14 protein-coding genes are annotated in these 23,943 nt (G+C 66.6%); 8 read left to right on the top strand and 6 right to left on the bottom strand.

All coding sequences use genetic code 11. From position 1 onward, the window contains the following. The 7 genes from CAK78_RS17160 to amoH all read left to right on the top strand — a co-directional run. A partial coding sequence (locus CAK78_RS17160) for an isochorismate synthase (RefSeq protein ID WP_176452836.1) occupies positions 1-1,166 on the top strand: 1,166 nt, incomplete at its 5' end. 76 nt (positions 1,167-1,242) lie between these two features. Then, the gene (locus CAK78_RS17155) at positions 1,243-2,910 is read left to right on the top strand and encodes a (2,3-dihydroxybenzoyl)adenylate synthase (protein ID WP_094698073.1); all 1,668 of its coding nucleotides are present in this window, start codon (positions 1,243-1,245) and stop codon (positions 2,908-2,910) included. A 23-nt stretch (positions 2,911-2,933) separates the two neighbouring features. Further along, on the top strand, positions 2,934-3,857 hold the full coding sequence (gene amoB, locus CAK78_RS17150; RefSeq protein WP_094698072.1) for an amonabactin biosynthesis bifunctional protein AmoB: 924 nt from the start codon (positions 2,934-2,936) through the stop codon (positions 3,855-3,857). After that, positions 3,854-6,994 (top strand): amonabactin biosynthesis non-ribosomal peptide synthetase AmoF, encoded by a 3,141-nt coding sequence (gene amoF, locus CAK78_RS17145; RefSeq protein ID WP_094698071.1) that lies wholly within the window; start codon positions 3,854-3,856, stop codon positions 6,992-6,994. The genes amoB and amoF overlap by 4 nt, the downstream gene beginning before the upstream one ends. A gap of 20 nt (positions 6,995-7,014) precedes the next feature. Continuing rightward, positions 7,015-7,764, top strand: coding sequence for an amonabactin biosynthesis protein AmoA (gene amoA, locus CAK78_RS17140; protein WP_094698070.1), 750 nt, complete (start codon positions 7,015-7,017; stop codon positions 7,762-7,764). A gap of 14 nt (positions 7,765-7,778) precedes the next feature. Further along, positions 7,779-14,114, top strand: a complete 6,336-nt coding sequence (amoG, locus tag CAK78_RS17135; RefSeq protein ID WP_141214200.1) for an amonabactin biosynthesis non-ribosomal peptide synthetase AmoG — start codon at positions 7,779-7,781, stop codon at positions 14,112-14,114. Then, a complete protein-coding gene (amoH, locus tag CAK78_RS17130) occupies positions 14,111-15,655 on the top strand; it encodes an amonabactin biosynthesis glycine adenylation protein AmoH (protein WP_094698069.1) in 1,545 nt (514 codons plus the stop codon). The genes amoG and amoH overlap by 4 nt, the downstream gene beginning before the upstream one ends. Positions 15,656-15,731: 76 nt before the next feature. Here amoH and CAK78_RS17125 read toward each other — a convergent pair whose 3' ends face one another. After that, a complete protein-coding gene (locus CAK78_RS17125; RefSeq protein ID WP_094698068.1) occupies positions 15,732-16,676 on the bottom strand; it encodes an amonabactin ABC transporter substrate-binding protein in 945 nt (314 codons plus the stop codon). A 156-nt stretch (positions 16,677-16,832) separates the two neighbouring features. Here CAK78_RS17125 and amoD point away from each other — a divergent pair, with 156 nt between their 5' ends. Then, positions 16,833-17,573, top strand: a complete 741-nt coding sequence (gene amoD / locus CAK78_RS17120; protein ID WP_176452835.1) for an amonabactin biosynthesis phosphopantetheinyl transferase AmoD — start codon at positions 16,833-16,835, stop codon at positions 17,571-17,573. Positions 17,574-17,633: 60 nt separating this feature from the next. Here amoD and CAK78_RS17115 read toward each other — a convergent pair whose 3' ends face one another. The 5 genes from CAK78_RS17115 to CAK78_RS17095 all read right to left on the bottom strand — a co-directional run bounded on the left by CAK78_RS17115 (position 17,634) and on the right by CAK78_RS17095 (position 23,910). Further along, complete coding sequence (locus CAK78_RS17115; protein ID WP_094698066.1) at positions 17,634-18,437, bottom strand: amonabactin ABC transporter ATP-binding protein; 804 nt, start codon at positions 18,435-18,437, stop codon at positions 17,634-17,636. Between the two features lie 43 nt (positions 18,438-18,480). Further along, the gene (locus CAK78_RS17110; RefSeq protein ID WP_176452834.1) at positions 18,481-19,548 is read right to left on the bottom strand and encodes an amonabactin ABC transporter permease subunit 1; all 1,068 of its coding nucleotides are present in this window, start codon (positions 19,546-19,548) and stop codon (positions 18,481-18,483) included. A 13-nt stretch (positions 19,549-19,561) separates the two neighbouring features. Then, positions 19,562-20,578, bottom strand: coding sequence for an amonabactin ABC transporter permease subunit 2 (locus tag CAK78_RS17105; RefSeq protein WP_005301628.1), 1,017 nt, complete (start codon positions 20,576-20,578; stop codon positions 19,562-19,564). A gap of 71 nt (positions 20,579-20,649) precedes the next feature. Then, on the bottom strand, positions 20,650-22,623 hold the full coding sequence (locus CAK78_RS17100; RefSeq protein ID WP_094698064.1) for a siderophore amonabactin TonB-dependent receptor: 1,974 nt from the start codon (positions 22,621-22,623) through the stop codon (positions 20,650-20,652). Between the two features lie 57 nt (positions 22,624-22,680). Beyond that, positions 22,681-23,910, bottom strand: coding sequence for a siderophore amonabactin export MFS transporter (locus tag CAK78_RS17095; RefSeq protein ID WP_094698063.1), 1,230 nt, complete (start codon positions 23,908-23,910; stop codon positions 22,681-22,683). Positions 23,911-23,943: the final 33 nt, after the last annotated feature.

Here is a 23,943-nt window from a genome sequence, read left to right as displayed (position 1 = left end):
CGCCTGCCCAGGCTGCGTCACCGCCCGATTTCTTGTTTACCTCGGGTCAGGGTACGCTCAGTGCCACTGACCTGGGCTTGCCTATCACCACCCCCGCCTGTGAATGGCCTTTGCTGGAACAACAGATCGCCGATGCGCTGGCAGCGGCCAGTGCCGCCGGCCAGGCCAACCCCCTGCTCATCGGTGCCTTCGCGTTCGACCCTGCGGAAGCCTCTTGCCTCTATGTGCCCGAGCACTATGAGCGGGGCGATCGCCCTGTCCCGCTGGCACAGGTGCCGGCAACAGCGGCGATGGCAGAGCAGGCCGTCGAGGCCAACCGGGTCATCGCGGTGCAGAGCACCCCGCCGGCCAGCGAATTTCAGGCCTCGGTCAGCGCGGCGCTGGATGCGTTTGCACAAGGCCGGCTCGCCAAGGTGGTGCTGTCGCGCAAACTCACCCTTACCCTGCATCAGCCCGCCGACCCTAACCAGGTGATGGCCCGCTTGATGACCCAGAATCCCCACGCCTTCCACTTCTCCCTGCCGCTCGGCCAGGGCCGCCGCCTGCTTGGCGCCAGCCCCGAGTTGCAGCTGCGGGTCAGCGGGGGAGAGGTGTTCACCCATCCGCTGGCGGGCTCCGCCAGACGGGCGAGCGAGCCGGCGCAAGACGAGATGGTGGCCCGGGATCTGCTGGCCTCTCGCAAGGATCAGCATGAACACAAGTTGGTGATCGACGAGATCCGCCGGGTGCTGACCCCCCACTGCCGCGAGTTGGCGATCCCGTCCAGCCCCTCCCTGATGAGCACGGATACCCTCTGGCATCTGGGCACCCCCATCGCCGGCCGGCTGCACGGCGGCGAGGCATCGGTGCTGTCACTTGCCTGCCAGCTTCATCCCACCCCGGCCCTGTGCGGCTTTCCCACGGATCTGGCCCGCCAGTTTATCCGCGAGCAGGAGCCCTTCCGGCGCGCCCTGTTCAGCGGCATCGTCGGCTGGTGCGACAGTCAGGGTAACGGCGAGTGGGCCGTGGTGATCCGCTGCGGGGTGCTCGATGGCCATCAGGTGGAGCTGTTTGCCGGCGCCGGCATCGTCGCGGGCTCGGATCCTGCGATGGAGTGGGCCGAGACCGGCACCAAGCTGGGGACCATGCTCAAGGCACTGGGTCTGGATTTGGAGGTGGTGCAATGACGCAGCTTCAATATCTGGGCTGGCAGAGTGGGCAGCCAAATCTGAAAGCCCTGGACCTGAGTCCGGAGGTCGCGCAATGAGCGATACCAACCGCTTCCTGCCCTATACCCGCTGGCCCGACGCGTTGGCGGAGCTGTACCGCGCCAAGGGCTATTGGCGCGGTGAGCCGCTGACCGCCATGCTGGCGCGTCAGTGTGAGCTGGCCCCCGACGCCGAGGCGATTCTCTGCGGTGAGCGCCGCTTCAGCTATGGCGAGCTGGACGCCGCCTCGAGCCGGCTGGCCGCGAATCTGGCCCGCAACGGCCTGGGGGTGGGGGATACAGCTCTGGTGCAGCTCCCCAACGTGGCCGAGTTCTATCTGGTGTTCTTCGCCCTGCTGAAAGCCGGTATCGCACCGGTCAATGCGCTCTTTAGCCACAACCGGCTGGAGCTGGCCTCTTACGCCGAGCAGATCCGGCCCCGCCTCTTTATCGGCTCGCTGGCCCATCCGCTGTTTGCGAGCAAGGGTCGCGAGAGCGAGCTGCTGGCAAGCATAGGCGCCGAACTGGTGCTGCTGGATGGCGACGCGGGGGAGCTGGGGCTGACCCGCTGGTTCGACGAGGGGGATGAGGGGAGCTCCCCATCCGTCTCCTTTGTCCCGACCCTGGCGGACGAGGTGGCCTTCTTCCAGCTCTCCGGTGGTAGCACCGGCACCCCCAAGCTCATCCCGCGCACCCACGATGACTATTACTACAGCGTGCGCCGCAGCAACGAAATTTGTGGCCTTGGCCCCCATACCCGCTATCTGTGCGCCCTGCCGGCGCCCCACAACTTCCCCCTGAGCTCCCCTGGCGCTTTGGGGGTGTTCGAGGCGGGCGGCACAGTGGTGCTCGCGCCGGATCCCAGCCCCATCAGCTGTTTCCCGCTGATTGCCCGCCACCGGGTCAATCTCACCTCGCTGGTGCCGCCGGCGGTCTCGCTCTGGCTGCAGGCAGCGGAAGCGGATCCCACTGCGCGCACTCAGCTCGAGAGCCTCGACTTGCTGCAAGTGGGCGGCGCCAAGCTGGGGGAGGCGGTGGCCAGCAAGATTGGGCCGCTGCTCGGCTGCCGGCTGCAGCAGGTGTTCGGCATGGCGGAGGGGCTGGTCAACTACACCCGGCTGGACGACCCCGACGAGAAGGTCATTCACACCCAGGGCCGCCCCATGAGCCCGGATGACGAGGTGCGCATCCTCGATGAGGCGGGTAACCCGGTCGCCCCCGGCGAGCCTGGCGCCCTGCACACCCGCGGTCCCTACACCTTCCGCGGTTACTACCAGAGCCCGGCCCACAACGCCCGGGTGTTCGATGCCGAGGGCTTCTACTGCTCCGGCGACCTAGTGGTACAGGATGACGATGGTTACCTCACCGTGGTCGGGCGGCAGAAGGATCAGATCAACCGGGGCGGCGAGAAGATCGCGGCGGAAGAGGTGGAAAACCAGCTGCTGCACCACCCGGCCATTACCCAGGCGGCCCTGGTCTCCATGCCCGACAGCGCCATGGGGGAGAAGAGCTGCGCCTTTATCGTCACCACCGAGCCGGGGCTCAAGCCGCTGGCCTTGCGCAAGTTTCTGCGCGAGCGCGGGGTGGCGGACTTCAAGCTGCCCGACCGTTTCGAAACCCTGGACACCCTGCCCATGACGGCGGTAGGCAAGATTGACAAGCAGGGGCTGCGGGCGCGCATTGCGCACCTCATCGCCGCCAACCAGTCCCTGACAACCGCATAAAACTAAAAAGGAATCATGACGTTATGGCTATCCCAACCCTGAACAATTACGCCATGCCCAGCCAGTGGAAGGCCAACAAGGTCGACTGGACCCTGGAACCCAAACGCGCCGCCCTGCTGATCCACGACATGCAGGAGTACTTCACCGCCTTCTATGGCGAAAACAGCCCGCTGATCGCGGCGCTCACCGAGCGCCTGGCCGCCGTGCGCAAGCAGTGCAAGGCCCTCGGCATTCCGGTCTTCTACACCGCCCAGCCCAAGGATCAATCCCCTGAAGATCGCGCCCTGCTCAACGACATGTGGGGCCCGGGTCTCAACAAACGGCCCGAGCAGCAGCAGGTGGTGGCAGCGCTGCGCCCGGAGCGTGACGACACCGTGCTGGTCAAGTGGCGCTACAGCGCCTTCCAGCGATCCGAGCTGGAGCAGATGCTCAAAGAGTTGGGGCGTGATCAGCTGATCATCGGCGGCATCTACGGCCATATCGGCTGCATGATGACCGCCTGTGACGCCTTCATGCGCGACATCCAGCCCTTCTTCCTGGCGGACGGGGTGGCGGACTTCTCCTTGGCCGATCACCAGATGGCGCTCGACTACGTGGCGACCCGCTGCGGCAAGGTGATCCGCTGCGAGGAGGTGCTGGCCCTTGCGCCGGCTTCCGCTTCTGCCGTCCAGAGCAATCCGCTCCTGACCAATCCGTTGCTGACGTATGAGGGGCTCAAGGTGCGGCTGCTGAGCCATATCGACGAGGACGAAGGGGAGTTTGACCCCGACGAGAACCTCATCGACTACGGTCTGGATTCGGTGCGGATCATGGCCCTGCTCACCGAGTGGCGCGCCGCCGGGGTGGAGCTCGGCTTCGTGGATCTCGCCAAGCTGCCGACCCTCAACGCCTGGTGGCGCCTCATCGAGGCCAGGCTGGCAGCCCAGGCGCTGGAGGTGACCCCATGAACCGCTTCCCCTTGACCATCCCCCAGCAGGGGCTCTGGTCCGGACATCTGCTCAATGACGACAAGGCGATGTTCAACACCGCCGAGTGCATCGCCTTCGACGGCAAGGTGGAGGCGGCCGTGCTGGCCGCGGCCCTTGCCAAGGCGGTGGGGGAGTGCGAGGCGCTCAAGGGCCACTTCGAAGACGATAAGGAGGCGGTCTGCTTCGTCCCGGCCGATCTGCCCCTGGCCTATGAAGAGGTCTCTCTCGAGCGTGATGACGAGACGCTGGCCCGCGCCTGGGCCTGGGCCGATCTGCGCCGCCCGTTCGAGCTGACCCAAGAAGCGCCCTGCCGTTTCGCCCTGCTGCGTGGCCCCGGCCGCGATTATCTCTACAGCTGCGTGCACCATATCGCCCTCGACGGCTTTGGCACCACCTTGCTGTTCCAGCGCATCGCCGAGCTCTATGCAGAGGGGCTGGCCGGTGAGATGAACTCCCCATCGCCCTTCGGTTCGTTGGCTGAGGTGCTGGCCGAAGAGGCGAGCCGCGAGCTAAGCGGCAAGAACGCCGCCGCCCGCGCCTTCTGGCAGGAGCAGCTGCAAGGCTGGCCCGAGGTAAAATCCTTTGGCGAGACCCGCGCGCCCATCGCGGCCGAATTTATCCGCGAGAGCCGTCAGCTGCCGGCGGCGCTCTGGCAATCCCTGACCGGCTTTGCCGACGAGCACAAGCTGGGTTGGCCCGATCTGCTGCTGGCCGGCCTCTCGGCCCAACTTTCGCTGTCGAGCGGCCAGGATAAGACCCTGCTCGGCCTGATGATGATGAACCGCATCGGCTCGGCATCGTTGACCGTGCCCTGCATGCAGATGAACATCACCCCCCTTGCTCTGGAGCTCGAAGAGGGGCTGAGTCTGGCGGAGGCCGCCGGCGCCGTGGCCAAGGCCAAGTGCGGGGTGCGCAAACACCAGCACTACCGCTACGAGCTGCTGCGCCGCGACCTTGGCCTGGTGGGGGGCGACAAACGCCTGTTCGGCCCCCTGGTCAACATCATGCCGTTCGATCACGCTCGCCGCTTCGGGCCGCTATCTGCCCATATTCTCAACATCAGCGCTGGCCCGGTGGAGGATCTCACCATCGAGGTGCAGGTCGGCGTCGATGGCCAGCCCAGACTGGATCTGGACGCCAACCCCGGCTGCTACTGTCAGGGGGATCTGGCGGCCATCGCCGATACCCTGTTTGCCCTGCTGGGGCGCTGGCTGGCTGAGCCCGCCCAGCCCCTGGGAGCGCTCAAGGCCGACTGGTTGGCCGAGCAGCGAGCCAGCGCCCAGATCGCCGGCCCCGCCCATGAAGCTCTCCAGGTACGGCCTGTGCTGGAGGCGCTCTGCCACTTCGCCGCCCAGACCCCGGACAAGATTGCCTTGATTCAGAGCACGGAGCAGGGAGAGGCCCGCTTCAGCTACGAGGCGCTGCTGGCCCGCTGCGAACAGATGGCTGCTGCCCTGCAGGCCGCAGGCGTCGCCCCCGGCGACAAGGTGGGGGTCATGCTGGCCCGCACCCCCCAGGCCATCTTCGCCCAGTTGGCGGTGCTGCTGGCGGGCGCCGTCTACGTGCCGCTCGACCCTGAGCAGCCGCTGGAGCGCCAGGGCCATATTCTGCGGCTGGGGGAGGTCAAGACCCTGATCACCCAGGCCGAGTACCGTCACAAGCTGGCCAGCCTGTTTGAGGGGCGTACTCTCTTGGTTGGGGATCTGCTGGCGGGGGATCTGGTGAGCGGTGATCGGCTCAACCAGCCGGCCGCTGGCCGCGCCGTCGCCTACCTGATGTTCACCTCGGGCTCGACCGGCCTGCCCAAGGGGGTGGCGGTGAGCCACGGCGCGCTGGATCACTTCGCCGCCGCCGCCCGCTGCCGTTATCACCTGGATGAAGAGGCGCGGATGCTGCAATTCGCCCCCTTCAACTTCGACGCCAGCATCGAGGAGGTGTTCGCCACCCTGAGCGCCGGTGCCACCCTGGTGCTGCGCACCGACGCCCTGCTCGAATCCATGCCCGCCTTTGCGGCCGGGGTGGAGCAGATGGGGATCACCCACCTCGACCTGCCCACCGCGTTCTGGAATGAGTGGGTGGTGGCGCTGACGACGGGTCAGGCCCACATTCCTGCCGGGCTTGCCACCGTCATCATCGGCGGCGAGGCGGTCTATCCCGAGCAGCTGGCCCAGTGGCAGCGTCAGGGCCGCTCCGATGTGCGCCTGTTCAACACCTACGGCCCCACCGAAACGACCGTGGTGGTGACCACCCAGGAGCTGCAACAGGAAGACCCGAGCCAGGCCCAGTTGCCCATCGGCCTGCCGCTGCCCGGCATGCAGGCGCTCATCCTGGGGGCGGGGGAGCAGCCCGCCAGCGAGGGTGAGCTGGTGCTGCTCGGCCCGCAGCTGGCCAATGGCTATGTGGGCAGCGCGCAGAGCGCGAATGTGCAGAGTGCGCAGGGCGGTTTCGGCACCCTGCGGGTTGGCGCGGAGCAGATGCCCGTCTATCGCACCGGCGATCGGGTGCGCCTGGTGGCCGGCCGGCTGGTCTACCTCGGTCGGCGCGACAACGAATTCAAGATAAGCGGCTATCGCATCCAGCCCGGCGAAGTGGAGGCCCAGCTGCTGGCCCTGCCGGGGGTGGACGAGGCGTGCGTGCAGGGAGTGAGCATCGGCAGCGTGCGCCGGCTGGTGGCCTTCGTGGCGGGGCCGGAGCGCGACAGCCGGGTCATCAAGGCGCAGCTGGCCAGGGTGCTGCCTGCCGCCATGATCCCCACCGATTATCGCCACTATGACCAGCTGCCCCGCACCGGCTCCAACAAGCTGGATCGCAAGGCCCTGCTGGCCGCCTATCAGGCGGGCGGCGAAGCCCTGACCCTGGGCAGCGAGACCGAGAACCGGGTCGGCACCATCTGGCAGCAGATCCTGGGGCTGGCCACCATGGCGCCCACCGACAACTTCTTCGAACAGGGGGGCCAGTCCCTGCAAACCATCCAGATAGTCAACCGGCTCGGCGCCGAGTTCGGGGTGCAGGTCAAGGTCTCCGACGTGTTCGATCACCCACGCCTCGACGACTTCTGCCGTTTCCTCGACGGCCTGCTTGCCGAGGATGAAGAGAGCGTGGAGATGCTGTGGTGATGGATAAGGAGCAACAAGCAATGGCCTTTGATTTCACTGACAAGCGGGTCTGGGTGACCGGAGCCGGGCGCGGCATCGGCCGCGAGGTGGCGACGCAGTTCGTGGCGGCCGGCGCATCCGTGGTGGGGCTGGATCTGGCGTTTCCCGAAGCCGACTACCCCTATGCCACCCGGCTGCTCGATATCGGCGATTCGAAGGCGGTCAACGCCTGCTGCGCAGCGCTGCTGGCAGACGGCGGGCTCGATGTGCTGGTGAACGGGGCCGGGGTCTTGCGCCTCGGCTCCACCGAAACCTTAAGCGATGATGACTGGCACGACTGCATGACGGTCAACGCCAGCGGCGTCTTCTATCTGCTGCGGGCTCTGATGCCCCACTTCAAGGGGCAGCGGCGCGGTGCCATCGTCACCATCGGCTCCAACGCCGCCCATGTGCCGCGCATGCAGATGGCGGCTTATTGCGCCTCCAAGGCGGCGGTCACCAGCCTGACCCAGACGGTGGGGCTGGAGCTGGCTCCCTTCGGTGTGCGCGCCAACCTGGTGTCGCCGGGCTCGACGGATACCCCCATGCTGCGCGGCATGCTGCCAAACGAGGAGGCCATGGCCCGCACCATTGCCGGGTTGCCGGAGCAGTTCAAGCTCGGCATCCCCCTGCGCAAGGTCGCCACCCCGGCGGAGATCGCCCATACCGTCCTCTTCCTGGCCTCGGATCTGGCCAGCCACATCACGCTGCAGGATCTGGTCGTCGATGGCGGCGCCACCCTGAGTGCCTGAGGCTTGAGAAACAGATGAACAATATGATTTTGCTGTTGAAACGGCTGGAACGGCAGGGAGTGAAGCTTGGGCTGAACGACAAGGGTCAGCTTATCTCCCAGTCGAGCAAGGAGGCGGTGACGCCGGCCATCGGCGCCACCATCAAGGCCCACAAGGATGAGCTGGTGCGCTGCCTGGCGGCCCGTGCCGCCTTCGAAGAACCTATCGTCGCCGAGGGGGCCTTGCAGGGGCCGCTCTCGTCCTCCCAGAGCGGGCTCTGGTTTATCGAGCAGTACGAGGAGGCCTCTCACCTCTACAATATGCCGGTCTACTTCAGGGTGAGCGGCGAGCTGGACACGGCGGCGCTGGAGTTTGCCTTCGACCACCTGTTTGCCCGCCACCCCAGCATGCGTACCCGCTTCATCAAGGACGAGGCGGGCAGGGGGACGCAGGAGATCCGGCCCCACACGCCCTTCAAGTTGCAGATTGAGGACGTGAGCGCAGAGCCCGCTGCCGAGCGGGAGGCCTATGTGGCCCGCCGGGTGCGCGAGGAGATAGGACGCCCCTTCTCCCTGACCCAGGGGGATCTCAGCCGGGTGCACCTGATCCGGCTGGGCAGCCGCGAACACGTGTTGCTGATCACCCAGCACCACATCATCTCCGACGGCTGGTCGGTCAAAAACATGTTCGCGGATCTCAAACGCGCCTTTCTTGCCCATCAGAACCGCGAGCCCCTGCAGGTAAGCGAGCTGCCGCTCACCTACATCGACTATGCCCGCTGGTTCAACTCGCCGCGTTTTCTCGATTATCACGCCGAGTTCAAGCCGTTCTGGGTCGACCGGCTCGGTGGCAGCCCCGAGGTGCACGGTCTACCGCTCGACAAGCCGCGCCCGGCCCATCAGGACAGCGGCGGCGAGCTGGTCTTCTCCACCATCGAGAGCGACCTGTGGGAGAGCTTCAAGCGCCTCTGTCAGCGCCACAGCACCTCCAACTTCATCGGTCTGCACGCCCTGTTTGCCCTGCTGATGGTGCGCCAGAGCGGCGAGAAGGAGGTGGTGATCGGCACCCCGCTCGCCTATCGCGAGCGCCACGAGATCGAATCCTTGGTGGGCTTTTTCGTCAACACCCTGGTGCTGCGCACTCAACTCAGCGGCAAGCCCAGCTTTGTCGACTATCTGCAGCAGTGCCGGGAGGAGGATCTGGCGGCCTTCGATCACCAGCTCTACCGCTTCGAGGCGCTGGCCGAGGCCATCGGCGCCGATCGCACCACCGCCATCAACCCCATCTTCCAGATCATGCTGGTCTATCAGGCCAAGGTGGACTTCAACGATCTCATCCCCGGCTGCCAGCTGGTGGAGGAGACCTCGCCTGTGCTGCCGGCCAAGACCGACATCTCGGTCAAGGTGACCGAGTTGATGGACTCTGTCAGAGTGGACTGGCTGTTTGCCACCGCCCTGTTCGAGCGAGAGACCATCCAGGCCTACGCCGATCGCCTGCTGCACCTGATGCGCGCCGTGGTGGCGGCCCCCGAGACCGACATCTGGCAACTGCCGCTGGAGGCGGGCACCGACCAGGCGGCGCTGGCCGCACAGCTTGCCGACTTGCCGCGGGATTACCCGAGCCGCGATACTCTGCTCTGTCATATCGAGCGGCGGGCCACGCAGTTGCCGGACGCGTTGGCGGTCAGCGACGGTGCGCAATCGTTGACCTATGGCGAGCTGGAGGTGCGTGCCAATCAGTTGGCGCACTGGCTGCAGGCTCAGGGCGCCACCCCGAGCACCGCCATCGGCATCCAGGCCAGACGTGATGTCGCCTTCGTCATCGCCCTGCTCGCCTGCTGGAAGGCGGGGACGGCCTATGTGCCCCTCGACCCTGCCTATCCCGCCGAGCGGCTGGCCCATATCTTAGGCGATGCATCCATCAGCCTGGTGCTGGGTGGCGTGCCGGACCCGCGGCTTGGCGAGGCGCTGGCGGGCACGACTGCCGAATACCACGATCTGCATCAGCTGGCGCTGGACAAGATGCCAACCAGCACGCCCGCACTACCCCGGGACGCCGCCATGCTGGCCCAGATCATCTACACCTCCGGCAGCACCGGCCTGCCCAAGGGGGTCATGGTGGAGCAGGGCAGTCTGGTCAACCTGATGGCAGATCACGGCGAACGCATCGCCCTTGGGAAGGGTGGGGCCATGTTCAACTGCATGTCCCTCTCGTTTGATGCGGGCAACATGACCAGCTTGCTGCCCCTGTACTGCGGCGCGGCCCTGCACTTCGGCGAGCCGGGCGAGGGGGTGATCAGTGCCGCGATCGCTTGCGGCGCCAGCCACATGATTTTGCCGACCGCCCTGCTCGCCAACTTGCTGCCAGCGGCGGATCTCGGCTCCCTCAAGGCCATTGGCTTTGGCGGCGAGGCGTGCCCGAGCAACCTGGTGGAGCGTTGGGGAGAGCGGGTGGCGCTATTCAACATGTACGGCCCGACCGAATGCACCGTCACCGCGCTCTGCGCGCGGCTCACCCCGGGGGCGCCCATCACCATAGGTCGACCGGTCAACCACCTGAAGGCGCTGATCCTGGACGAGGCGGGCAACCTCTGCCCGGTGGGGGTCCCCGGCGAGCTCTGCCTGGCGGGACTGGGGCTGGCCCGCGGCTACCTCAATCTGCCGGAGCGCACCCAGGAGGCTTTTATCGAGCTGGCGCTGGCGGATCGACCCCATCGCCTCTATCGCACCGGCGATCGGGCCCTGCTGCGCCGCGACGGCAACATCCAGTATCTGGGCCGGATAGACGAGCAGATCAAGCTGCGCGGCTATCGCATTGAGCCGGGGGAGATAGAGACCCGGCTTGCCGAATTGTGCCCGGTTATCCGCCAGATCAAGGTGGTGGTGCAGGAGGGGCGTCTGCTCGCGTACGCCTGTTTGCAGGCCGGGGCAAGGGAGCCCGACGGCGATGCCCTGCTGCAGCGGGCCGGCGAGAGCCTGCCCGAATACATGGTGCCGGCGCGCCTGTGCTGGTTGCCCGAGATGCCGCTCACCCCCAACGGCAAGCTGGACTTGCGCCGCCTGCCCGCCATCGTCTGGCAGCAGAGCAAGGGCGAGCAGCAAAACGAACTGGAGCAGACCGTGCTCGCCATCTGGCAAGGGGTGCTCAAACAACCGCTCGGGGTGGAGGATGACTTCTTCCGCTTAGGCGGTGACTCCATCCTCAGCATCCAGCTCACCACCAGGCTGCGGGATGCGGGGCTGCACTGCAGCGTGAAGGACGTGTTCGAAGCCAAGACGGTGCGCCGCCTCTGCCGCCAGCTCGGCCAGCAGCAGGCCGTCAGCCACAGGAGCGAGCAGGGCAGCCTGACCGGCGAGTTCCCTCTCCACCCCATTCAGCACTGGTTCTTCGAGCAGGGCTTTGCCAAGTCCGGTCACTGGAACCAGGGGGTGATCCTGCGCCTGCCGGCCGGGGTGGACGATGAGGCCCTGCGCGGCTGGCTGGATACCCTGCGCCAGCACCACGATGCCCTGCGTCTGGCGGTGACCCCGACCGGCCAGCGCTACCTGGCCGAACTGCCATTGCCGCCGCTGCCGACCCTGGATGCCGCCAATTTCGATGAGGCAGAGCTGCAGGCCCGCCTGACCGAGCTGCAGGGAGATCTCGACCCTGCCAGCGGCCACACCCTGGCCTGGGCTCGCCTGCGCAATCTCTCCCTCGAGGGGGAGCGCGAGGGGGAGCGCGAGGGCGAGTGCGAGACGGTGGAGGGGCTCTTCCTCGCCTTCCATCACCTGGTCATCGATGCGGTCTCCTGGCGCATTCTGGCCGAAGATCTGGCACGGGCGAGCAGGGGCGAGCCGCTGCCCGCCAAGGGCAGCAGCTATCGCCAGTGGGGCGAGGGGCTCGCGGCCTATGCCAAACGGGAAGAGGATCAGCTTGGCTTCTGGCTGGCTCAGGGGGAAGGCAGCCAGGGTCACCTGCTGGAAGCGGCGCGCGCCGCCGATGGCCGCGCCGCCGCCAGCCTGCTGCAACTGGGTCAGGAGACCACGGCCCGTCTCATCGACACCGCCAACCAGGCCTACTTCACCCGGGTGCCCGACCTGCTGCTGGCGGCACTGACCCGTACCCTGAGCGAGCAGGGTTACGGCCGCCGTCACTGCGTGATGCTGGAAGGACACGGCCGTGAGGTCATCGATGTTGAACTCGACGTGAGCCGTACCCTGGGCTGGTTCACCAGCACCTACCCGCTGGCGCTGGCGGATGCCAAGGAGTGGGATGCGCTGGTCTGCGCCACCAAGGAGCAGCTGCGCGCCGTGCCGGACAAGGGGGTGGGTTTCAACGCCCTGCGGCTGCACCACCCTCGTGGCTGGGCGCTGCCCGAAGCCCTGGTGGTCTTCAATTACCTGGGGGTCAGCCATCAGGGCGAGGCTGCTCAGCCCTGGCAGCCCCTGCCGCTGGCGCCGGGGGCCCCCAGTTCCCCTGACAACCTGCCGCGCGAGCTGGTGAGCTTGCACGGTGGCGTGTTTGATGGCCGCCTCACCCTGCGCCAGGTTGGCGCCTTGAACCAGCAGGCGAGCGACGCCCTGATGGCGCGGCTGGCGGACAACCTGACGGCGCTGGTGGAGCACTGCTGCGCGGTGAAGGCCCCGCGCCATACCCCGAGCGACTTCCCGGGGCTTGGCCTCTCGCAAAGCGCGCTCGATCGGGTGCTGAGCGGGCGTGAGGTGGAGACCCTGCTGCCCATGACCTCGCTGCAGCAGAGCATGTTCCATCACAGGGCGCTGCTGCCCCGGGATCACGCCTATCACCTGCAGACCGAAATCGACTATCACCAGCCGCTAGACGTGGCGGTCTACCGTCAGGCCTGGCAGGGGGAGATCGCTCGCTGGCCGGCCCTTCGCAGCGAACTGGTGCTGGCGGACGGGGTGGCGCTGCAGCGCATCCTCAAGCGCGCCGAGTTGCCATTCCACTATGAGGACTTGTCTGAAGTGGAAAATGCAGAGGCTCGGGTCCAGGCCTATCGCCAGCAGGATCTGGCCCGCCCGATCCCGCTGGAGCAGGCCCCCCTGCTGCGCCTTGCCTGCTTCAAATTGGCCCCCGATCACCACAAGGTGATCTTCAGCGCCCATCACTCCGTGCTGGACGGCTGGAGCGGCCCCGTGTTGCTGGGTTCCTTGCATCGCGACTATCAGGCGCTGATGAACGGCCTGTTGCCGCAGTGCGATCCGGATACCGCCTGGCTCGAATTTGGTCGCCATATCGCTAGCCAAGCCCGCAGCGCCGAGGCCTACTGGCAGGGGCGGGGCGAGCTCTTGGCCAAGCCCAACGATCTCGCCTGCCTGTTCGGGGTGACGCTGGACGCTAGCTCAAGCGGGCGCCATACCCAGCAGCGACCGGCGGTGTGCGCCACGGCGCTGCCGGCCGAGGTGGCGACCTTGCTCGCGCGCCGTGCCCGCGAGCTTGGGGTGACCGCGGGCCTGTTGGCCCAATATGCCTGGCACCGTCTGCTGGCACGCCGCTCTGGCGATGCCGTCACCCTGGTGGGCAACGTGACCTCGGGTAGGGATTACCCCATCGAGGGGATCACCGCGAGCGTCGGGCTCTACATCAACAGCCTGCCGTTGGCGCTGGAGTGGTGCACCGAGCTGACCCTGGCCGAGCATATCGCCCGGTTGCAGACCGACCTGATGGCGCTCAACGAGCACGGCACCCAGTCGCTGGCGGCACTGACCAAAGGCCGGGCCCGTCTGTTCCAGAGCCTGTTCGTGTTCGAGAACTACCCCATGCCGGCGTCCCCTGCTACCCCCGAACCCCACCAGCTGGTGCCGCGCTTTGGCGCCGTGGTGGAGAAGGTGGAGCTGCCGCTCTCCTTGGTGGTCAGCAGCCGGGGCGAGACGCTCCAGCTGCGCCTCGAATTCGACGGCGAGCAGATTCCCGAGGCCCGGGCCGAGGCGGTGCTGGCTGACTGGCTGGCCGAGCTTGGCTGGCTGGCGCAGGCGGTGCTGGCTGACTGGCTGGCCGAGCTTGGCTGGCTGGCGCAGGCGGATCTGGGCCAGCCGGCCAGCGTGGCTGTGGCCGCGCCGTACTCAGCACAAGGAGCAGCCACACAAGTGGCCGCCAACAGGGCTGAGCCCGGCCTGGCTCAGCCACCGGCCGAGGCCCGCGCGCTGGTGGCCCTGTGGGAGCGCCAGTGCGGCGTGCCCGGCATCTGGCAGCAGACCCTGTGTGAACTCGGGGTGGATTCGGTGCAGCAACTCGCCCTGCTGGCGGCCCTCAACGAGGCGTTTGGCCAGGAGCGGGCGCCGCTCACCCTGCAGACGCTCAAGGCCCATCCATCCCCCAGCCGGCTCTATGGGCACTGGCTGGTGCGCCAAACGGAGGCCGCGCTATGACGATGACCATCAAGCATAAGGCTCCGCTCGTACAAACCCGGCCCGCCCCCCGTGAGGGGGCGGCCAACCTGGGTGCGCGGCTGGCGGCTTGCCTCGCTGCTACCCCGCTGGCCCCCGCCATTCGCATGGGTGGGGAGGGGATCCGTGAGGGCGGCTCAGATGAGCAGTGGCTCAGCTACGGCGCGCTCAATGCCAGGGTGGCCCGGATTGCCGCCCGCTTGCAGGGGCTGGCGGTGGGGGAGCGGGTCGGCCTCTATCTCTCCCGCAGCCCGGATCTGGTGGCCAGTCTGCTGGCCTGCCTGCGGCTCGGCCTCACCTTCGTACCCCTTGAGCCGGACTTTCCGGTGGAGCGGCTGCAGGGGATCTCCCGTCAGGCGCGCCTCTCGGCGGTGCTCTGCGACGGCGACAGGCCGGCTCCCGCCTTCGGTTGTCCGCTGCGCACCCTCGACGGGCCCGCAGCGGCAGGGCCCGTTTCCTGGCCCCAGGTGGATGATGCCCTGGCTGCCTACATGATGTTCACCTCGGGCTCCACCGGTGAGCCCAAGGGGGTGGTCATCAGCCGGCGGGCCCTGCTCTGCTTCCTCGACGGGATCCGCGAGCGGCTCGGGCTCTCACCGAACTGCCACTGGCTCTTCATCACCACCCCGGCCTTCGACATCTCCCTGCTGGAGATGCTGGGGCCGCTCTGGGGCGGTGGCCGGCTGACGGTGGCCGGCGGCGAGCACAACAAGGATCCGCTGGGGATGCAGGCGTTGCTCGAGGCTGACCCCTCCATCAACTGGCTGCAGGCCACCCCGGCCTGCTGGCGCATGCTGCTCAAGGCTGGTTGGCAGGGGCGCAATACCCTCACCGCCCTGTGCGGTGGTGAGGCGCTGGATTTGGGATTGGCCGAGCAGCTCTGTGCCCGCACCCGGCGGCTATGGAACTGCTACGGGCCGACCGAGGCCACCGTCTGGTCGCTGGTGAGCGAGGTGCGCTGGCCACCGACTGATGGCCAGATCACCATCAGCCACAGCCTGCCTGGCTATCGGCACTGGGTGCTGGACGAGGCGGGGCAGCCGGTGGCGGAGGGGGTGTGCGGCGAGCTCTGCATCGAGAGCCCGGCCCTGTGCGAGGGGTACTGGCGCAAGCCGGCCTTGACCCGCGCCGCCTTCCTGCGCCTTGCCACCCATCGCCTCTATCGTACCGGCGATCGGGTGCGTCGGCTGGGGGCGGACCGCTTCCTCTATCTGGGGCGGCGCGACGATCAGGTCAAGCTACGCGGTTTTCGCATCGAGCTCGGCGAGGTGGAAGCGGGACTGCGCCGCCAGGCCGGGGTGCAGGAGGCGGCGGTGCGTCTGGTGGGCGAGGGGGACGAGGCCATGCTGGTGGGCTATGTGGAGGCAAAAAGCGGGGTGACCCTTAATCGCCTCGCCCTGCGCAAGGGGCTGCAGGCGACGCTGCCGCACTACATGGTGCCGGCGCGGCTCATGCTGCTGGATGCCCTGCCCAAGACCGGCAGTGGCAAACTGGACAGAAAGGCGCTGCCCTTGCCGGAATAAGTTGGACGTTAAAAGCCATGGATAAAAAAAGAAGCCCGCATATGCGGGCTTCTTTGTGGGCGCTGATCACGCGGGTTTATTGGATAATGGGGGCCGCATCGGGTTTGGCCAGCAGCAGCTCGACGTCGTCGATCACCTTGAGGGCCGCCTGGGGGCCGCCGGTGGAGGTCCAGAGCGACCCGTCCACGGCGCCGAAGCGCTTGCTCTTGATGGCGCCGAGCTGCTGGAAGGCCGGGGTCTGCTCGGCCTGCTTCATGGCATCCACCGCATCGCCGCTGGCGCTGAGGGTGCCGATCACCAGCCAGTCGCCGTCCAGCAGGTTGAGGGATTCGAGGCTCAGGGCCGGGGAGTGGGGGGTCTTGTCACCGATCTGGTGGGTCGGCCGGGTCAGCCCCATCTCTTCCACCACGCTGCTGGCGAAGGTGCCGCTGTGCATGTAGCTCGGGCCCTTGGGGTTCCAGCGCACTATGCTCAGGCGTTCGCCCTGATGCTTGGCGAGCTTGCTGCGGGCTTGCTGCAGGCGGGCATCATACTGGGCGAGGAAGGTCTTGGCTTCGGCGTCCCGGTTCAGCACGTGGGCGCTGCGATTGAAGATCTCCTTCCAGGAGTCACCCCAGTTGCCGGTAACCACGGTGGGGGCGATCTCCTTGAGCAGGGTCAGCAGCTCGGGCTTGGTCTGGCCGGTGAGGATGAGATCCGGTTCCAGATCGATCAGCTTCTCCAGGTTGGGGTTGTCCAGATCGCCGACCACGGCGATCTCCTTGCCCGCCTGTTGCAGCAGGTAGCGGGGCAGGGTGGACTGGCCGCGGCCATTGACGGTGCCGACCGGTTGCAGCCCCAGGGTCAGGGCGCTGTCCAGATCGATTTCGCTCAGTACCACCACCCGCTTGGGCTGGGCCGGTACGACCTGGGTCTTGCCGTCGGCATCGGTCACCTGACGGGTCTCGCTGCCGGCCTGTGCCTGGAAGCCGACCAGGCTGGCCAGCATCAGCACGGCAGCCAGGGGAGAGGAGATCTTCATCGTTACATCCTTCTTGGTGAAATCAGTGGAACACTGGGTCCCAAACGGGCGAACTCATGCTACCATAAATTCAAATGATAAGAATTGTCATTTGTGTTTGTGGTGTGTGGAGGGAGCAATTTGCTACCATGTTGGCTCATCCACCAAGGGCTCTTCGTGATGTTGATTGCCACCGCGCCAGCCTGCTCACTGGACCGCTTTATCGTGCAGGCCGACAGCCTGCCGCTGCCCGGCGCGGCGCATCTGGCGCTGCAACGGATCTGCTTTGACCCCGCCGCCTTCACCCCGGCCTGCTACGACGCGGCCGGCATGGTGCTGCCCGCCAGCTTGCAGCGCGCGGCCCCCAAGCGGCTGGGGGAGTTTTTGGCGGGGCGTCTCGCGGCCCGCGAAGCCCTGCGCTCCTTCCACCTCGCGGAGCACCCCGTGGCCATCGGCAACGCCCGCGAACCCTGCTGGCCTGCGGGGTTTGAGGGCAGCATCAGCCACAGCCTGTTGCAGGGGCGCGGCATGGCGCTGTGTGCGGTTCGCCCGGGTCAGGCGGGGATGGGGCTGGATCTGGAGGGCTGGCTGTCAGAGGGGCAGGCAAGCGAGCTCTGGCCCGGGATTGCCAGCGGGGAGGAGTGGGCCCGGCTGGCGGCCGCTGCCCACGTCGTCGGCCTGAGCAGGGCTGAGGCGCTCACCTTGATCTTTTCGGCCAAGGAGAGCCTGTTCAAGGCGCTCTACCCCAGGGTGGGGCGCTATTTTGACTTTCTCGATGCCCGCTGGCTGACCATGACGGAGCAGACCCTCACCCTCGAACTGGTGGGCGGGCTGACTCCAGAGTTGCCCGCCGGTTGGCGCTGCACGCTCTACTGGCAGACACTGCCTGGCGGGGGGCTCACCAGCCTGCTGTTGTGAGTGGCGGTGCGCCGAGCTGCAAACATAAAAAACCGCCTCTCGGCGGTTTTTTTATGGGGCTCAGGCCGGCTGCTTCATGGCAAAGGCGTGCGGTCTGCGGCGCGGCACTATGATGGGGGCGCCGTCGCCGGGGGCGTGCAGTATGTCCACGTCGGTCTGGTAGAGGCGGTCGATGAGGGGCTTGGTCACCACCTCGCGGGCCGGCCCCATGGCCTGGATGCCACCATCCCCCAGCGCGATCAGCTCGTCGCAGTAGCGGGCGGCGGTGGCGAGATCATGGATGACGATGAGCACCGTCTTGCCCTCGGCGGTGATCTGGTGGATGGCCTCCATCACCTCGGTCTGGTGACCGATGTCCAGCGCGCTGGTGGGTTCATCCAGCAGTATGATGTCCGCATCCTGGGCCAGCACCATGGCGAGCCACACCCGCTGGGCCTGACCGCCGGAGAGAGAGCTGGCGCTCTGCTGCAGAATGTCACCCAGCTGCATCCGCTCGCAGGCCCAGCGCACCATGCGGGCATCCTCCTCGCTCCACTGATTGAACCAGCCCTGATGGGGATGGCGGCCGTACTGTACCAGCTGCTCGACCTGGATGCCGGCGGGCACCAGCGGGCGCTGGGGCAGGTAGGCGAGCTCGCGGGCCAGCGCCTTCTTGCCGTAGCTGGCCAGCGGCTTGCCCTTGAGCAGGATCTCGCCGGCCTGCTGCTGCTCCTGGCCTGCCAGCAGTTTGAGCAGGGTGGACTTGCCGCCGCCGTTGGGGCCGACGATCCCCACCAGCTTGCCCTGGGGAATGGTGAAGGAGATGTCGTTGAAGACGGGCTTGTGCTGATAGCCAAATTGCAGGTGATTGATGGTGAGCGTCATCAGGCGGCCCTCGGTCTGTCTTGAAAATGGATGAATGGCATCGTCAGTCGGCCTTCTGGCGGTCTTTGAGCAGGATGAACAGCAGCAGCAGGCCGCCGAGAATACGGGTCATGATGCCGGTGGCCACCTCGTGGGGGCTGGCCAGCACCCGCACCAGGGTGTCGCTGGCCAGCAGCAGCAGGGCGCCGCACAGGGCGGCAATCCACAGCGGCACGATGCGATCCCGGCTGAGCCAGGAGGCGAGCACCGGGGCCGCCATGGCGATGAACACCACCGGGCCGCCGATGGCGGTGCCGAGCGCCGCGACGACGATGGCCTGGGCCAGCACGCCGAGCTGCACCCGGTTGACGTTCACCCCCAGACTCTGGGCGGTGACGGGGCCCAGACGCAGTACGCCGAGGGCCCGGGAGAGATAGATAATCCAGGGGCAGACCAGCAGGATCAGGATCCCCACCGGCAGCACAGTACTGTAGCCCTGGCCGACGAAGTTGCCCATGTTCCACAGGTAGAGGCTGGTGAGGTGCACCAGCGACTGGGTGGACATCACGAACTGGCCGATGGCGTTCATCAGCTCGGAGACGCCGATGCCGATCACCACGAACAGGTAGCCCTGCTCCCCCGGCTTGTTGCACAGGGCATAGAGCACGGCGGCGGCAAACAGGGCGCCCAGCGGCGCGGCCCACCAGGGCCAGCTGCCGAGGGTCAGGTAGAGGGAGAAGACGATGATGGCCAAGGAGGCCCCCTCGTTGACCCCGATCATGTCCGGGGTGGCGAGGCGGTTGCGAATGAGGGTCTGCACCAGGCAGCCGGAGAGGCCCATGGCCGCGCCGGCCACCAGCACGGCGACGATGCGCGGCAGCCGGATCTTGAAGACGGTCACCTCGCTCAGCCGGTTGCCCTCGCCAAGCAGGGTCTGGATCACCCCCAGCATGGTGAGCTTGCCGGAGCCCAGGGTCAGTGCCAGCAGGGAGAGCAGCACCAGGGCCACCAGGAGCCCGAGGGTGATCAGCCAGGCGCGGCGGTGCAGCAACAGGGTACGGCTGCCAACGCGCAGACAGACGGTGCCGGTGGGAAGCGCCGTGGTGAGGGAGGGATGGATGGAATTGTTCATGAGGCAGGCAACCTTATTTGACGGCCAGCAGGGCGCGGAAACCGCCGCTGCGCACCACCAGGATGAGCACGGGGGCACCGATCAGCGCCAGGATCACCCCGTTGGGCAGCTCGAACGGCTGGATCAGCCAGCGTGCCAGGATGTCGGCTCCGAGCAGAAACAGCACCCCGAACAGGGCGGAGAAGCGCACCTGGATGGCGAGGCGTACCGGCTCCACCAGACGGGCGCAGTAGGCGGCGAGAAAACCGACGAAGCCGATGGGGCCGGCGATGGCGATGGCACAGGCGGTAAACAGGGTGGCGGCCAGCAGTACGCCGATGCGCACCCGGGTCGGCCGGATGCCGAGCGCCAGCGCCTGGCTGTCCCCCATCTGCATCAGGGTGAGCTGACGACAGAGCGCCAGGGTCAGCAGCAGGCCGAGCAGGGCAAAGGGCATCACGGTGAGCACCGCATCGAGATCCGAGGCGGCCAGCGACCCCAGATTCCAGAAGCGGAACTGCTCCAGCACCACCTGGTTGGAGAGCAGCAGGAAGTTGGAGAGGCCGCCGAAGGTGGCGGAGAGGGCGACCCCCACCAGGATGAGCTTGAGGGGGTTGGAGCGCCCCACCATCAGGCCGAGACCGAGCACGATGAGGTTGCCGAGCAGGGCCCCCATGCCGGACCAGAGTAGGTAACCGTAGGCGGATTCGACGCCAAAATAGGTGAGGCCGATCACCAGGGCGAACACGGCGCCGGCGTTGACCCCGAGCAGGCCGGGTTCGGCCAGCGGATTGCGGGTGGCGCTTTGCAGCATGGAGGCCGCCAGCGCAAGAGAGACGCCCACCACCAGGGCACACAGGGTGCGGGGTAGACGCAGGGTGTGAACTATCATGGCGAGTTTTTCATCGGCCACGAGGGCGGGATCGCCTAGCAGAAAACCGGCGACCTCGCGGCCACCATAGACACCGGCGCCAGTGGCCAGTGACAGACAGATCAGCAGGAACAGGAGGATCACTCCCAGCCAGAACAGGTGTGTTTGGTGTCTCTGCACCCGGCTACTCCTTCATGTCGAGGCAATAACAGCAGAAAGAGGGGAGCCCTGACGGACTCCCCCTGCGGGCCTTACAGCTTGTAATCCACGCCGGCGTAGACGGTACGACCTTCCAGAATGAAGTCGGCGTCGGTGGCGACCTGGTCACGCTTGGTGTTGGTGAGGTTGGTGATGCCCAGCTTGAAGTCGAGCGCCGGGGTCACCTTCCACTTGGTGTTGACGTCCAGGGTCTGGTAGCTGTCGGACTTGAGCGCCTGGGAGTTGTGCATCGGCACCTTGATGAACTGGCTGCCCACGTACTGCCAGGCCAGGTTGGTGCTGACGATCTCGGTGGCTTGCCAATCCAGGCTCAGGTTGCCGGTGTGATCCGGGGTCTTGGCCAGATCGTCGCCGGTGCTCTTGTCTTCGGAGTCCAGCATGGTCCAGTTGCCGGTCAGCTTGACGTCGTCCATCACATCGACCCAGCCGGTCAGCTCAAGCCCCTTGACCCGGGCCTTCTTGACGTTGAGGTAGGTCATGACGGTTGGACGGTAGCCCGGGCCCCACTGATCGCTCTGGATCAGATCCTCGATGTCGTTGTGGAAGCCGGTGAGGCCGGCGCCAAAGCGATCGGCTTCATAGGCGGTGCCGAGCTCGTAGCTGACGGCGGTTTCCGGTTTGAGATCCGGGTTGCCGATCACCTTGCAGGCGCCGCGGCAGGCGGTGGTGGCGAAGCCTTCGCTGGACTGGGCCAGGGTCGGGGCCTTGAACGCCTTGCCGGCGCCGCCCTTGATCACCCACTCGTCGCTCAGCTTGTAGAGCGCATAGGCGCGCGGGCTGAACTCGTTGCCATAGGTCTCGTGGTGATCCAGACGACCGGAGAGGGTCAGCGCCAGATCGCCAAAGCCGAACTCGTCTTGCAGGTAGAGGGCGCTCTGGCTCGCATCCACGCTGCCGTTGGTGATGCTGCGGCTGTGCTCCAGCTCGGTCTTGCGGAATTCTGCGCCGGAAGTCAGCAGGTGATCCCCGAGGTAGCCGCTCAGCTGGCCGTCGACCGTGTGGTTGGTCTGGGTGACGTCGGCCGCGCCGCCGTTGAGCTGGGAGTCATCCATCAGATCGGTCTGCTCGAAGTAGTAGCGAGCCCGGCTGTCGAAGTGCTCCCAACGGCCGTTGTGGGTGACCCCCAGGCTCAGCCGATCGAGTTTTTGCACGTTGTGCGGAGTGGCCGGGGCGGTGGGGGCACGGGGCTCGTTGTTGAAGTAGCTGTCCATGTCGTTCTGGTTGTAGCCCAGATCGAACTCCACGTCCTGGTTGTCGCTGACCAGCCACTTCAGGCTGGAGAGCATGTTGACCACTTCCCGTTTCTCCAGCGCATCGGCGTCCTTGTTGTTGGACTGATCGCTGTGCCAGCGGTCGCGCTGATAGCCTTCCACCACCAGGCTGCCGAGCAGTTTGTTGTCGATCAGGGCGCCGGAGACGAAGGCGTTGCCACGATTGGCATCACCGCCATCACCCTTGGTAGGCATGGTGTGGGTGTAGCCGAAGGCGGCCTCGGTCTGCTCCTTGGCCTGGCGCAGGATCACGTTGACCACGCCACCGAGGGCGTCGGCGCCATAGAGGGAGGAGACGGGACCGCGGATCACCTCGATGCGCTCGATGGCAGCCATGGGGATGGAGCTCAAGTCGAAGTCATTGCCAAACGAACTGCCCAGGGTCTCGCGAGCGTTCACCCGCTTGCCGTTGATCAGCAGCAGGGTGTAGTCGCCGCCCATGCCGCGGATCTTGATCTCGCTGCGGCCGGTGGGGTTGGTGCCGATGACGTTGACGCCCGGCACGTGCTTGAGCGCTTCGCCGATATTGTTGGCGTTCATCTTGTCCAGATCGGCGCGGGTCACCACGGATAAGCTGGCCGGCGCGGAGAGCTCGGTGTGCTTGGTCTGGGTGGCGGTGACCACCAGGGTCTTGTTGGCTTTGGGCGCCTCGGCCTGGGCCAGGCCCGGCAGGGCGATAAGACCGAGGGAGAGCAGGATGGGGTTCAGGCGAAAGACGCCGGGCTGCAACTGCATAGTCAAAACTCCATGAATAAAACAGAGGTTATGGGGTCCGGCTCTGGGGCCGGTGGCTCACTGACTTCCTTGTCTGGCGGGGCCAGACTCGGGGTTATTGTTGTTCCTTGTCTGTGCCAGCCCCTTGAGCAGGAGCCAGACACCGCCGCAGGCCAGCAGACCGCAGCCGATATTGATCCAGGCGAGCCCAGCAAAGCCGTGCAGGGCGCCGCTCTGATCCGACACCAGCAACCTGGCGGAGAGCAGGCTGCCAAGCCCGGCCGCCACATTGGTGACAGTGCCCTGAAAAGACATGAAGGCGGCGCGTTGATGAGGGGCCGGGATGGAGGCGGTGATGGCGAGGGTCGAACTGGATCGGGCCGAGCTCAGCGCCATGAAGAAGGTGAACAGCAGGTAGACGGGCACGCCGACCGGCATGGCAAAACCGAGCAAAGTGATCAGCGCCAGCAGCAGGCTGGTGATCAGGATGGCAGCCTGGGCCCGGCCCTGATCAATCCAGCCGCCACACAGCCGCATGGTGGCCATGCTGGCGAGGCCGCCGCACAGGTAGAGGGCGGCGATCTGCTCGCGCGGGAAGGCGAGGTTGAACTGGAAGTAGTTGGCAAAGTGCGGGATCAGCAGGAAGTGACCGAACATCTGCAGGCAGAGGATCAACAGGGCCCCCTGGCAAAGCGGGGAGGCCAGCAACTGGCGCAGGCCGCTGCCGTGAGGGGCGCGGCTGACCGGCAAGGAGGGCAGCAGGCGGCTGCTCAGCAGCGCCAGCAGCAGGCCGCTGGCACCAAACAGCAGGAAGGGACTCTGCCAGCCAAACCACTGGGCCAGCACCAGGGCGATGGGCACCACCAAAATGGCGGCCAGCGAGAACGCCATGCCCACGTAGGCCAGACGGCGGCCCCGCTCGGCAGGCGGCACCAGATCCAGCACGGCTGCCATCAAGATGGCGGCGAGGGGGCCGGCCACACAGCCGGACAGGACAAACAGCACCAGCAGCTGCTGGGTGTTTTGCACCAGGGCGCAGGCCATCAGCAGCAGAAAACGCAGGGTGAGCAGCACCAGCAGGGCGGGCTTGCGGTTGACCCGATCGAGCCAGGGGGCGGCGATGAGCCCCATCAGGGCTGCCCCCAGGGTGGCGCCGCCGCTGAAGTAGCCGGTCTGTTCCGGCTGCATGCCGAGGCTGATGACCAGATCCGGCCCAAGGGGCATCACCATCATCATGCTGCCCATGGAGAGCATGTTGACCAGCAGGGCAAGGTGGATGGCGGCGGGGGTGGTGGTGACTGGCTTCATCGACGGCAAGCTCGAAAAAATGAGACCGAATTG

Source organism: Aeromonas sp. A35_P, from assembly GCF_002259925.1.
GTDB lineage: Bacteria > Pseudomonadota > Gammaproteobacteria > Enterobacterales > Aeromonadaceae > Aeromonas > Aeromonas dhakensis.
This window is presented reverse-complemented; position numbering and strand designations above follow the sequence as displayed.